At 50.2% G+C, this 12,527-nt stretch carries 16 protein-coding genes, 1 tRNA gene and 1 other RNA gene; all 18 read right to left on the reverse strand.

All coding sequences use genetic code 11. The annotated features are described in order from the left end of the window. Positions 1-5: 5 nt before the first annotated feature. Positions 6-1,520, reverse strand: a complete 1,515-nt coding sequence (locus M0P74_09765) for a monovalent cation/H+ antiporter subunit D family protein (protein MCK9363866.1) — start codon at positions 1,518-1,520, stop codon at positions 6-8. Continuing rightward, the gene (locus M0P74_09770; protein ID MCK9363867.1) at positions 1,517-1,894 is read right to left on the reverse strand and encodes a cation:proton antiporter subunit C; all 378 of its coding nucleotides are present in this window, start codon (positions 1,892-1,894) and stop codon (positions 1,517-1,519) included. Before M0P74_09770 ends, M0P74_09765 begins: the two co-directional genes overlap by 4 nt. After that, positions 1,887-2,327 (reverse strand): hypothetical protein, encoded by a 441-nt coding sequence (locus tag M0P74_09775; GenBank protein MCK9363868.1) that lies wholly within the window; start codon positions 2,325-2,327, stop codon positions 1,887-1,889. The genes M0P74_09770 and M0P74_09775 overlap by 8 nt, the downstream gene beginning before the upstream one ends. 55 nt (positions 2,328-2,382) lie before the next feature. Then, positions 2,383-2,703, reverse strand: coding sequence for a hypothetical protein (locus tag M0P74_09780; GenBank protein ID MCK9363869.1), 321 nt, complete (start codon positions 2,701-2,703; stop codon positions 2,383-2,385). Beyond that, a complete protein-coding gene (locus M0P74_09785) occupies positions 2,700-2,945 on the reverse strand; it encodes a DUF4040 domain-containing protein (protein MCK9363870.1) in 246 nt (81 codons plus the stop codon). Before M0P74_09785 ends, M0P74_09780 begins: the two co-directional genes overlap by 4 nt. After that, positions 2,930-3,265, reverse strand: coding sequence for a monovalent cation/H(+) antiporter subunit G (gene mnhG, locus M0P74_09790; protein MCK9363871.1), 336 nt, complete (start codon positions 3,263-3,265; stop codon positions 2,930-2,932). The genes M0P74_09785 and mnhG overlap by 16 nt, the downstream gene beginning before the upstream one ends. Further along, a complete protein-coding gene (locus tag M0P74_09795) occupies positions 3,262-3,531 on the reverse strand; it encodes a monovalent cation/H+ antiporter complex subunit F (protein ID MCK9363872.1) in 270 nt (89 codons plus the stop codon). The genes mnhG and M0P74_09795 overlap by 4 nt, the downstream gene beginning before the upstream one ends. A gap of 12 nt (positions 3,532-3,543) precedes the next feature. Continuing rightward, a complete protein-coding gene (locus tag M0P74_09800; GenBank protein MCK9363873.1) occupies positions 3,544-4,101 on the reverse strand; it encodes a Na+/H+ antiporter subunit E in 558 nt (185 codons plus the stop codon). Positions 4,102-4,260: 159 nt separating this feature from the next. Next, on the reverse strand, positions 4,261-4,845 hold the full coding sequence (gene yihA / locus M0P74_09805) for a ribosome biogenesis GTP-binding protein YihA/YsxC (protein MCK9363874.1): 585 nt from the start codon (positions 4,843-4,845) through the stop codon (positions 4,261-4,263). A gap of 39 nt (positions 4,846-4,884) precedes the next feature. Continuing rightward, positions 4,885-5,262, reverse strand: an RNA gene (gene rnpB, locus M0P74_09810) — RNase P RNA component class A. Between the two features lie 12 nt (positions 5,263-5,274). Then, positions 5,275-5,997 (reverse strand): C4-type zinc ribbon domain-containing protein, encoded by a 723-nt coding sequence (locus M0P74_09815; protein MCK9363875.1) that lies wholly within the window; start codon positions 5,995-5,997, stop codon positions 5,275-5,277. 169 nt (positions 5,998-6,166) lie between these two features. Then, a tRNA-Ile gene (locus tag M0P74_09820) sits at positions 6,167-6,242 on the reverse strand. Positions 6,243-6,288: 46 nt separating this feature from the next. Continuing rightward, positions 6,289-8,073 (reverse strand): RNA polymerase sigma factor RpoD, encoded by a 1,785-nt coding sequence (gene rpoD / locus M0P74_09825; protein ID MCK9363876.1) that lies wholly within the window; start codon positions 8,071-8,073, stop codon positions 6,289-6,291. 86 nt (positions 8,074-8,159) lie between these two features. After that, positions 8,160-9,947, reverse strand: coding sequence for a DNA primase (dnaG, locus tag M0P74_09830; GenBank protein ID MCK9363877.1), 1,788 nt, complete (start codon positions 9,945-9,947; stop codon positions 8,160-8,162). Positions 9,948-9,971: 24 nt separating this feature from the next. Continuing rightward, positions 9,972-10,316, reverse strand: coding sequence for a histidine triad nucleotide-binding protein (locus M0P74_09835; GenBank protein ID MCK9363878.1), 345 nt, complete (start codon positions 10,314-10,316; stop codon positions 9,972-9,974). Positions 10,317-10,397: 81 nt separating this feature from the next. After that, entirely contained in the window at positions 10,398-11,132 is a 735-nt protein-coding gene (gene hisA / locus M0P74_09840; GenBank protein ID MCK9363879.1) for a 1-(5-phosphoribosyl)-5-[(5-phosphoribosylamino)methylideneamino]imidazole-4-carboxamide isomerase, read from the reverse strand. After that, on the reverse strand, positions 11,129-11,848 hold the full coding sequence (locus M0P74_09845) for a hypothetical protein (protein ID MCK9363880.1): 720 nt from the start codon (positions 11,846-11,848) through the stop codon (positions 11,129-11,131). The genes hisA and M0P74_09845 overlap by 4 nt, the downstream gene beginning before the upstream one ends. Positions 11,849-11,924: 76 nt before the next feature. After that, positions 11,925-12,515: an imidazoleglycerol-phosphate dehydratase HisB gene (gene hisB / locus M0P74_09850; GenBank protein MCK9363881.1), complete on the reverse strand. Its 591-nt coding sequence runs from the start codon at positions 12,513-12,515 to the stop codon at positions 11,925-11,927. Between the last annotated feature and the right edge of the window lie 12 nt (positions 12,516-12,527).

A 12,527-nucleotide genomic window follows, 5' to 3' on the forward strand; every position in this document is an offset into this window, starting at 1 on the left:
GTCCGTTACATTCCCGAAGGAATGATGTTCTGGATAATTCCCTTCACAATAGCCGAGTTAAACAAGCCGATAACGATAAGGGAAAAAGAAAGGACAACTACCGGAATGGTCAGAGAAAAACTCTCTCCTCCGGCAATAGACCCTTCGTTCGTTTCATTTTCCGGGGCGTTCCCTGCCTCAGTCGCACGGTCCGGCGGCGACTTGAGATAGATATTTTCAAGGATCCGGAAAAAATAAACGGCATTCAAAAGGCTGCTTACCATAATCACCGCCAGAAAAAGCCAGTTTCCCTTATCCACTGCGCCCAACGCCAGGTACCACTTGCTGAAGAAACCGGCTGTGGGCGGCAGGCCGATCATCGAAAGAGCGGCTACCGTAAAGGCGGCCGTTGTCCAGGGCAGTTTTTTCCGGCATTCGGAGTCCATCTTTTCGATATCGGAATGACCCAGCTTTTTTCTCAGGTTGGCGGCAACGAGAAACAATGAGCCTTTCATGAAGGCATGGTTCAGGATATGCAGCACCGCGCCGATATAGCCCAGCGGATTGGCCAGTCCTATCCCCAGACCGATATAGCCGATTTGCGCGACACTGCTGTAGGCAAGCATCCTCTTTAGCTCTTTCTGGGCGATCGCCATAACGGAGCCGTAGATGATGCCTGCCGCCGAAAGCCAGGCGAGAAAATCGGCAATGGGAAACGCCTTATCGACAAAAGGAGCGCTAAAGACAAAAAACATTATTCGGATAATTACGTACGCGCCTATTTTAGTGCCGATTGGGGCAATCAGCGCCGAAGAGGTGGACGGGGCATAGGTATATGAGTCGGGCAGCCAGCCGTGGAGCGGAAAAATCGCCATCTTGATCCCAATGCCAACCACCATGAGCGTCAGGGCAACGTTGACAGCAGGATTCGGACCAATCAGGGGAAGGATCGCCTTCACATCGGCCATATTCAGCGAACCGGTTGCCATGTAAAGAAATCCTATGCCGATAAGGTAGAAGGAAGCGCCAATTGTTCCCATGATCAGGTACCGAAAGGCTGCAACCGGCGCCTTCTTTTCACCGATGCCGATCAGACCATAGGCCGAAAGCGAAAATATTTCTATAAAGACATAGAGATTGAATAGATCGCCCGTGATGATTATGCCGTTTGCGCCACAGAGAAAAAGCAGGACCAGGGCATAATACGGAACCGGCTTCTTGGTAATTTCCGGCGCCTGCAGGCCGTTTGAATGCCAGATAACAAAAAGGGCAACAACATTCACCACCAGGGCAATAAACGCCGAAAGAGGATCAAGGACATACTCAATGCCGAGGGGAGGAATCCAGCCTCCGAAATGATAAGAGATGCGGGCGCCGCTGAGAATCCTGGTAAGATTGTAACATGCTATGACAACAGAGAAAAAAGAAGCAGCAGCAGCAATGGGAAACGCAAGTTTCTCTTTTTTAAGCGCCAGCACCGGGATCGAGATTGCGGTTGCCAGAAGTGCCAGAGGAATGAGTGCGGGGGAATTCGGGATCATGGCTGCGCTTTCATCCGTTCGATCAGGAGCGGCTCGTCCAGGGTCTTATAGTGACGATAAATGACAATGGCCAGTGAGAAGGCGACCCCGCTTGTAGCCACGCCGACGACGATGGCGGTAAGCATCAGGCAATGCTGCAGCGGACTGATATAGCGCGCCGCATCGGCGACGCCAATCGACGGATCGAGTACGGGCACCGTCGCCGCCCATTTGGAAGCGCTCGCCACATAGAACATGATGATCGAAACCTGGAAAATGGTCATCCCGATCAGCTTCTTGACGAGATTGTTCTTGAAAATCATCCCATACATGCCGATCAGCATGAGAACAATAACGCCCCAGTAGGTATAGTGCCCCCGGATAAAATCAATCATCGGGTTCTTCCTCCAGCAAATCATCGTATATGGCAACGAGAATCGCCATAACCGCCATGCCTACGCCGATCTCCACCATCAGGATGCCGAGCGAACGAAGTTCCGGCGCGCTAAGGCCGGGAAAGGGAAGAAAGGCGTAGTTGAGAAATTCCCCCCCTGAGAGCATCGCCGTTAAACCTGTCCCGAAATAGATCAGCACCCCGATTGAACCAAGAGGCGTCCCCCAGATTCTCCGGAACTGAAGCTGGGCCATATCATACCCGGCGGCGAGGCGGATGAGCAGGAGGGCGGCAGCCAGCATTGTTCCCCCCTGAAAACCCCCTCCGGGGCTGTAGTGCCCATGAAAAATGACATAAAGGCCGAAAAGCATAATAAACGGCGAAACAGCTCCGCTTACCGTTAGTATTATGGGATTGTATTTGTAGGCAAGCATCCCGATTACCTCATAAAAAATAATGGCGTCTGAAAATCTCCTGCTTTGTCTGCTCTTAATGTTCGCGGGAGTTCGTTAAAGGCTTTTTTCTTCTTCTCAGCACCAGAAAACAGATCAGCCCGGCCGTAAGGATAACCGTCTCCTCGCCCAGCGTGTCGAAACCTCGATAATCGGCAAGGATGACTGTCACCATATTGGGTGTTTTCGCATCCCTCAGGGCATTGCGGATATAGAAGGAAGACGCCCCGGAGGAACCCGCCAGACTTCTTGTTGAGTGCATGCCCGCCCCGGCATCGCCGCGATTGGGAAGCCCGGTAGTGCCATAAATCAAAAGCGCCCCAAAGGCGATCAGCAATAGCCAGTTGACTATTTTCAATCCCCGCTCCTTCTTGATGTCTGGAAAATCAGGACAACAAAAAATATCCCCGTTACCCCGGCGCCGACCACCGCCTCGGTAAAACCTACGTCAATAGCCCCCATCACCGCGTAAAGCAGGGCAGATACAAAGCTGAAGACGCTGAGCGTTACCACCGCCGTCAAGAGATCCTTGACCGTCAGCGAAATCACCGCCGAAACAAGCATAAAAACAGCCATTATCGTCTCTATTTCCCAGTACATTTTTCACCCTCCCCGCCGCTTCTTTTTTTAAACCATGGTTTGAGCCCGCTCTGGATGGCCGCATTGGCGAGGGCATGGGTTCCGGTTGGATTCGTCAGAAAAACAAAAATGAGGATGAAGAGGAGCTTGGCGCTGTTAAGAGTCAACCCCTCAATAAGAATCATTCCAAAAATCACGAGCATTATTCCCAGTGTGTCGCTTTTGCCGGTCGCATGATTACGGGTGTAGAAATCAGGCAGTCGGATTAATCCAACACTTCCGACCAGCATAAAAAAGGCGCCCGCGATTACCGCGGCAATGCCCACGATATTTCCGATCATTCACCCACCTTTTTGACTGCTATGAATTTGGCAATGGCGATAATCCCGATAAAATTGAGCGCAGCATAAGCAAGCGTAATATCCACAAACATGTCAAACCTTTTGAACACAAAACCTATCGCCAGAATCAGCACCATCGTCTTGGTGCCTATCGCCCCGGCGCCCAGCATCCTGTCAAAAATGGTAGGTCCCCGGAGAACCCGATAAAGGGGGATGAAAATAATGCAGGTCAGTATAACTGTGTAATATAAAAAGAATCTGTCCATTTAGTTTACCGCTCACACTCTTGTTATCGCTACCTCTTTCACAACCTTGCCGGGATTCCGTTCGAAGAGCCTCGCCACTTGACCGGGCAGGGAACCGTCAATGATGCCGGAAGATGAAGCATCCATCAGCGAATGAACGAGAAATTCATCGCCCTCGATTCTCAAGGTAATCGTTCCCGGAGTCAGGGTAATGGAGTTTCCGAGGATAACCCGATAGGTCGTATTCTGCAAAGACGTCTTGAAACTCACCAGCGACGGATCAATGGGACAGCTCGGCCGCAGAACGACGGAGGCGACCTGTAAACTCGACATAACAATCTGCCATAGCAGCCAGGGGATATACCCCGCCAAATTCAGGATGGACAGTCTTTGAGTCTCCGACTTTTCCAGCAGGGAAAAGAGACGCTTTCTCAATGGGTAATTAAGCAGCATTACAACAAAGACGGAAAAAACCCCGAAGGAGATGTGCATCAGATCGTAATGGCCGCTCAACAGCAGCCAAAAAATCATCAGCAGTAGGGCTTCAATGATGGAGTTTCTTAAAAAATGGGATTCACGGGATCTTCTCATAATGTCATCTTAAGAAAAATTTGGACGGCAGACATCTCAATATCCCTCTTGGCTTTTTGCGGATTCGGTCCTGAATTAACCGACAAAACTTGGGAAAATAGTGGGCCGCCTAATCAGCTAATGAGAAGGCGCGGTTTCTATCAAACGCCTTACAGGGTGTCAAGCTATTTTTTTTTCTATTTCCCTCCAGACAAGTTCCTTTCCCGCGCCGGTTTTTGCTGAAAAAACCAATAGGCTCAATTTAACGGAAGGGCCGATTAGTTCCTCAATAACACGCCTTCTCACGGCCAGTTCATTGCGGGAAATCTTGTCTGTCTTGGTTAGAACCAGCAGGAAATCAAGCGAGTAATGGGCAAGCCAACGCATGAGCTGCATATCTTCGCCAGAGGGATCGCGGCGTACGTCGAGGATCATGATCACGAGTTTTAGTGTCGGACGATCGCTAAGATACGTTTCCACCATGGGACCCCACTGGCGACGAATCGCCTCCGGAACCTTCGCGTATCCGTAGCCAGGAAGATCAACGAAGAAAAAACTTTCATTGACGCTAAAAAAATTGATCTCCTGGGTGCGACCCGGGGTGGTGCTGGTGCGGGCAAGTCTTTTCCTGTTGAGGAGGGTATTGATCAGGGATGACTTGCCGACATTGGATCTCCCGGCAAAGGCCACCTCGGGAATATCGGCGGGCGGGTAGTGGTGCGGCTCTTTTGCAGAAAGCACAAACTCCGCGGATATAATTTTCATGAAATAAGCCCAGAATAATTCCTGCAACTAAAAAAAGAGACGCCAAAGCAGCCCGTAAGCCGAATTCTGTTTCGCCCTCCAGTTGCCCGGAAAAGCGACGATGATCATTCCTCTGGGGCGGCCGTTGCCGACCACCTCAAGCGACACAACCCGAGAACTTGGGGACGGGCAGTCCCGTTCTCCTATTTGGTCTTGCTCCGGATGGGGTTTACCAAGCTTTCCCGGTCACCCGGGAAACTGGTGAGCTCTTGCCTCGCCTTTTCACCCTTACCCTTCCACTGTGGAGGGGCGGTATATTTTTCTGTGGCACTTTCCTTAGGGTCGCCCCCAGTCGCCGTTAGCGACCATCCTGCCCTGTGGAGTTCGGACTTTCCTCCGTTACGGTTTCCCGCAACCGCGATCATCTGTTCTGCTTTGACGCCTCCATTGCTAATTGCTGCCGGAATTACGGTCTTCCCAGTAGAGAATTCTGTTACAATTCGGGCAGGTAATAAGCTCTTCACTGGTCTGCAACTCATTGTACATTTGGGGGGGAATCGCCATATGACAACCGTAACAAATCTCTTTCCAGGCGGCAACCACCGCCAAACCGTTTCGAATTACCTTTATTCTCTCATATTTTTTCAGGATAACATCGGGCATTTTCTCTTTCAGTTTCCCAGCCCTGCCCAGGCATTCCTCAAGTTTCCCGTTCAGTGAATCAAGCTCGGCCTGGATCGCCTGTCTCTCCCCTTCGTAGCTGCTGCGGCGTAAAGCTAACTCCTCGTCACTTGCTTTCATCTCCTTCTGAAAAACTTCGAGCCCGTCCAATAGGGCAATAATCTCATCTTCAAGCTTGCCGTTTTTCACCTCTGAGGTTGCAATTTCCTTGAGCATCGACTGATATTCCTTGTTTGTCTTCACCTCCGAAAGTCTTTCCCGCGTCCGCTTCAGCGCCTCCTGTCCCGTCTGCAACTGGCGGTCTTTTTCCTTTTTCTGTTTCTGTCTATCCTCAAATTCCTGTCGCTTTTGTTCCATGGACTCGCAAAACACACTAAATCCTGCTTCGAGCTCGCTTAAACGAGTTGGCAGGTTTTTCTGGCCGGAGCGGATTTTTTCCGCCTCCGCTTCTATCTTTTGCAGCTCAACTAATCTCGCCAAGAGTTCTTTCAACCCATCCCCCTACGTTAAAAAACAATGTTCTTCATTACTTAAAAAAAATGCACCCTTCTCGGTGCATTTCCTGTCTCCACCTCTGGTTCTTGCTTTCATGGGAGCTTTTTTATTATTGGTCTTGAAAAAAAATATGGCTATCAAAATAAGTCCCGCTTCCTTTCATCCTTGGTGGGCCCACCTGGATTCGAACCAGGGACCGACCGGTTATGAGCCGGGGGCTCTACCAATTGAGCTATGGGCCCTTGCATCCCCAGGATGAACTCAAAACTCCGCTTTTCGGCGGCCTTCTTAATACCGATCAGCGGTTTTTGTCAATATTTTATTTTCGCCTGTCTTCAGAAGACGACGTCTTGCCCCACTGCGCCCTTTCCGTTCAGAGCCAGATTCTGCCGGCTTATCATTCAAACTGCCAATATCCGTTGCTTCCGCAGCATCTTCAGCCGAATAATTGCCTCGTTCGCTAATGCCGAATCTCATCCTCAGCACCTTTTCCTCGCGTGGGGTCAAGGTGGAAAGAATCTTGCGGGTCTGTTCGGCAAGATCCATGCTGATCGTGGCGTCAGATGGAGACATAAATTTCTTATCCTCTATAAAATCACCGAGATGGCTATCTTCTTCCTCTCCAATTGGGGTCTCCAGAGAGATCGGTTCCTTGGCTATCTTCAAAACCTTGCGCACCTTTTCCAGCGGAAACTCCATCTTGTTGGCAATCTCCTCCGGATTTGGCTCCCTGGCCAATTCCTGGACCAGATAACGCGATGTTCTAATCAGTTTATTGATTGTCTCGATCATATGTACAGGTATTCTGATCGTCCTTGCCTGATCCGCAATCGCCCTGGTGATGGCCTGCCTTATCCACCAGGTAGCGTAGGTGGAAAATTTATAACCACGCTGGTATTCGAATTTATCGACCGCCTTCATCAAGCCGATATTGCCTTCCTGAATCAGATCGAGAAATTGCAAACCCCGATTTGTGTACTTTTTGGCGATGCTGACTACAAGACGCAGGTTTGCCTCAACCAGTCTTCTTTTGGCGACCTCCGCTTTTCTCCCCCCGGTTTCAATGTCAACCATTGCCTTCTTCAACGCATTTATGGAAAGTCCTGTTTCCTGGGCAATTTTTTTGCGCCGCGAATTGGCCTCGATAATAATAAGCTCGCATTCTTTGAGCTTTGCCAGCGGCAAGCGGGCCTTTTTGGCTGCCTGTTCCGCGGCCTTTTGCGATTCCGACATCATTGCCAATAGTTCTTCAATCTGACCAAGGGAAAGACCGGTACTCTTCTTGCAGCGGTTGAGCATCTCGTCGGAAGCTTTTACATCATTGATATAGGACCGAAGATTGGCAACGAGTCGATCTATCTGCTTCCTGCTGAAACGAACCTCCCGACAACGGTCAACTATGGCCAGTTGATTTTTGTCGAGCTCTGCCCTCAGCGTCAATCTCTCATCCGCCGAAATTTTTTTCTTCGAACTCAATTTCTTCTTGATTAAATCATTTTTTGCATCGAGCAGCGTTACAGCATCGAGCAGACTGATCACCCGCTCATGATGCTTGTCTTCTTCAACGATTCCGTCTTCGTCATCAATATTGTCCAAGATGCTCCGGACACGGATATCCCCGCTTTTCAACTGTTTGCCAATATTTATTACATCCTTGACGGAAACGTCAACACTGAAGACGGCCTCCAGACTCTCACGGGCACCTTCTTCTATCACCTTGGCAAGCTCAATCTCCCCTTCCCTGCTGAGCAGGGAAACCATCCCCATCTCCCGAAGATACATCTTCACCGGGTCGCCAGTCCGGCCTAAAGCGGGCAGCAAACTCTGCACATCGTCTTTTTTAGCATCCGGATGTTCATCCGGCTCTTTCTTTACAAGCAGTTTTTCCCCCTTCTCCGTGTCGATAATATCAATATTTTTCTCTCCAAAGAGCATAATGATATCGTCAATCTGATCAGAAGAAGTAACATCTGAGGGCAGCAGATCATTAACATCATCGTACGTCAGAAATCCTTTTTCCACGCCCAGAGCAAGCAACTTTTTGAAATCACTCGATTCAGCTTCTTTTCCCATCGCAGTTACCCCCCGACAACCCGAAAGCACAAGGTCAAAATATAACTTTAATCATTGACGTTTTAAGTAAATAACCAGGGCGATTGTCAATCAAGATTGTTCTCTTCATTGAAAAGCCTCTCTTTTTCCTGCAGCAGACCGTCGCATAACTCCCGGTTCCCGTCTCTGTCGGCTCTGGCAAGCTTTTCCTTCAAAATACGGTGCTGCTCTTTATACCATCGGCGCCTGATCTGCTTTGCCGTATCGGCAAGCAGACGTTCACGCTGCTCCCCCTTATATGGGTTATCGCCAACCATCAGGGCGTAAAGGTTTTTCTTTATCCTTTCATCCTCCACACCGGAAAGAAGCGATACCACATTTAAATTTTTTTCGCCTTCTTTTTCTGAATTCAACAACAAGTTTTTTCCAACTGTTTTCAGATCTTCCGACTTAAAAAATGTAAATATCGCCCCCTCTCCAAGCGTGCGGACCAACTCCGGACTCTCAAAAAGCATGTGGATAAAACTCAATTCCAGGCGCTCATAGTCCCCAGCCTGCGGCGTCATTGAATGGCTGCGGTCAGGTGCAGGCGTGCTCGAAAAGGATTTCCCTACCTCTTTTTTCAAGACATCCTGATCGATGTTCAACTTTTCTGCCACTTTCTTGATAAAGAGATTTCTTTCAACAACATCGTCAATTTTTTTAACAAAAACGACCGCACTCCTCAGTTTTTCGCGATCTTCCTGTAAAGATGCCGAATTGCCGAGAATTTCTTCGATGTAATAATCGGCCATCGGTCGCGCGGCTGCCAGCATTTCCTCCATTTTTCCGCGGCCTTTGGCTCGCACAAAGGAATCAGGATCATAACCCTCAGGCAGAATAACTGCCATTGCCTGGATGTTTCCCGCCAGAAACAGCTCCATGCTCCGCGCGAGAGCCTTCCGACCCGCCTCGTCGGGATCAAATACTGCGGCGACCCTCTTTGTGTAACGCCCCAGCAAATCGACTTGGGAACGGGTCAATGCCGTCCCCAGCGTCGCCACAACATTTTTAATCCCGGAAGCCCAAAGGGAAATGAGATCAAAATACCCTTCCACAAGGACGGCAAAACCCTTGTTGCGAATCGCCTCCCGGGCATCAAAAAGTCCAAAAAGGTTATTGCCTTTCGTATAAACCGGCGACTCAGGAGAATTAAGGTACTTGGGTTCGCCGGCGTCCATCACCCTCCCGCCAAAGGCAACAACCCGGCCTTCGCTATCGACGATGGGGATAATAATTCTGCCCCGAAACCGGTCGTAATATCCTCCCTTGCCCTCCCCCGAACGGATAATTGCCAGACCTGCTTGTTCTGCAAGCGTGGCGGGGATCCCTTTCCGCTCCAGAAAATCAAGCAGACCCTGCCAGCCCTCCGGGGCCAGCCCTATTCGAAACTGCTCAACGGCGCTCTGTCCAATACCCCTTTTTATCAGATACTCCCGCGCCTTCTCCCCCTTTTGCGAGCTGAGCGTTTTGGCAAAGAATCCGACGGCAAGCCCGTTTACCCTAACAATCTGTTCTTTAAGGGTGTAACGCTCTTTCTCTTCTCTACTGTGGACCCTTTCCGGGATAACAACCCCTGTCTTCCCAGCTAATTGGCGAATCGCCTCCGGGAAAGTCAGGCCGTCCATTTTCATAAGAAAAGAAAAAACGTCCCCGTGCTCGCCGCAGCCAAAGCAATGGAAAATCTGTTTTTCGGGACTAATAGTGAAGGAGGGGGTTTTCTCCTGGTGAAAAGGGCAGAGCCCGGTGTAATTTTTCCCCGTTTTCCTTAAAGCAACGTATTCCCCAATCAGGGAGACGATATCGGCGCGTCTCCTGACCTCTTCGATTGTTCCGTCGTTGATGGAACCTTGCAAATGTCAAGCCCTCTGTCCGCAACCTCAGTTTAGACCATCGCGCAGTTTCCGTCCGCCTAAAAGATGCATATGCAGATGAAAAACAACCTGCCCCCCCTCTGCGTTGCAGTTAACAACTACCCGGAAACCTTTTTGATCAACCATCTTCAACCTGGCAACATCCTGAGCGGCCGCCATCATTGCCTGCAGATCCGTCATTTCCCCGCTTCCGACATCCATCAGCGTGGCGATATGTTTTTTGGGAATGATAATGACGTGGACAGGCGCCATCGGGTTTATATCGTCAAAAGCTAAAACACGGTCATCCTCATATACCTTGTTTGCGGGAATCTCTCCGTTGACAATCCTGCAGAATATACAATCCTCCATGCCTGACTCCTTTCTCCCCCGAGTACATCAACCCTCGCCGCATTTACAGCCCGCCGAGCGCTGCGCTGGTAAATTTTGTCGTTAATCCCGCTTTTTCTTTGCGCAGGCTATCGCCTCTTCCAAAGAAAGGGCGCCCGTATAAAGGGCTTTGCCTACGACGACTCCGATAACGCCGCTTTTTTCGAAGGGCAAAAGCTTTTCTATATCACCTATTCCGGCAACCCCACCGGAAGCGATAACCGGCATACCCACCTTCATTGCCAACGCGGCGGTTGACTCCCGGTTAAGTCCTGTTTCCATGCCGTCCCGGGAAATGTCTGTAAAGATTATAGCCGCCGGGCTATCTTCGGCAAAACGCAATGCCAGCTCTTCCGGGGTCATTTGCGTCTGTTTTGTCCATCCGTGAACCGCCGCTTTTCCCCCCGCAGCATCTATTCCCAGGATGACCTGACCGGGGTATGCCCGACATGCCTCTTTTACAAAGGAGGGATCCGCAAAAGCCGCTGTTCCCAGAATGACCCAGCGCGCCCCGCCCTTAAGATAGTCCTCAACCGTTTCCATATTTCTGATGCCGCCGCCGACCTCGACAGGTAAACCTGTCGCTGAGATAATTGCGGAAATAACCTGCCTCTGCCGGGGACTCCCCTCAAGGGAGCCGTCCAGATCGACCACATGCAGTCGTTCGGCGCCTTTTTCCTTCCAGACAGAGGCCACAACGGCCGGGTCTCCCTCATAAATGGAAACCCGGTTGAAGTCGCCTTGAGAAAGCCGCACACACCGGCCTTTTCTCAGATCAATTGCCGGGATAACTATCATCTTGCCAAACCTTGCGTATTGAGTTGCTGCGGGGAAAGCGGAAAGGTCTTCATCACCTCTTCGAGTCCCTGTTGACCCAGTTCCTCGGCTTTCAGCCATCGTCCTTTTCCCTGGAAAAAAGCTGCAGCCTGAAAGAGATTCTCCAAAAACGAGCGCTGGGTGCGGTCAAATATCCCCCGCCAGGCATCCTTCCCATTATCGGTCCGCAGCGCGACTATCTCAAAGGCGACCGATGCGGGTCTTTCGGCAGAAAAAGATTCTCCCTGCAACTCCCTGAAACGATAAAGATAACCGACAATTACCAGATCTGCGCTTAGTTGCTTGCCCGTTTCAATTAGCGCACTCCGCAAAGAAATTTTCATTGACGACGTGGAAACATTCCGAAAAACCGCGGTCACCCTTTCACCTGCAATCACAGCAAGATCCGGCCGGTTTTTATCAAGATATCGGAGAAATCCCTCCTCTAATGCGCTCTCCGGGCTCCCTGAGGGCTTAACGGCCTCGAAAATTGCCCCGGTAAGCGGCGACTCAACAGACCCTTTTTGTAAATCCGCTGGAAAAATCGCCTGGAATGGAAGAACGGCAAGCTTGAGGGATGGCCCGCTGTCAACCCCAGCAGCGGCCATTGCCATATCCGCATAAGAGCAGACGCTGAACAAAAAACAAAGTGTAACGACAATAGAAAACTTCGTTTTCCAAGCACGAGACATTTCCATAATTAACTTGCCTTCCACGTTTGTCCAAAATCACAAAATCAATGGTTAAATGCCGCAGGCTTGAGGAAATGTCTCCTCATCCTTCGAGAGAACCCTTCGTGGACAAAACGCCTTCAATTTGTTTATCCACCTGAACTGCCCGATGGAACGCATGGGCAAAGGCCTTGAAAATTGCCTCGGCTTTATGATGGCCATTTTTCCCATAGTCCACAGCTATATGCAAAGTTATTCCGCTATGATCAGAAAATGATTTAAAAAAATCGCGCAGCAAATCAGGATTAAAACTCCCGATCATCGGCTCGCTGAATTCCGCGTTCCAAACGAGGAAGGGACGGCCAGAAATATCAATAGCGACCCGACTCAGGCTTTCATCCATCGGAACAACCGCCGAACCATAACGGCTTATCCCCTCCCTGTCGCCCAGGGCCTTCCGGACAGCCTTCCCGAGGCAGATGCCGATATCCTCGACCAAGTGGTGGTCGTCAACAGCGGTATCTCCGCGGCCGCGCAGAACGAGATCGATCATTCCGTGACGTGCAAAAAGCTGCAACATATGATTGAGAAAGGGTATTGTGGTATCGATCTGGTTTTTCCCCCTGCCGTCCAGGTCTATCTCCAGCGATATCTCCGTTTCCGCAGTTTTTCTTTCGATAACCGCCTTGCGCATTTCTCAATCTCC

It is taken from the genome of Syntrophales bacterium, assembly GCA_023229765.1.
GTDB lineage: Bacteria > Desulfobacterota > Syntrophia > Syntrophales > UBA5619 > DYTH01.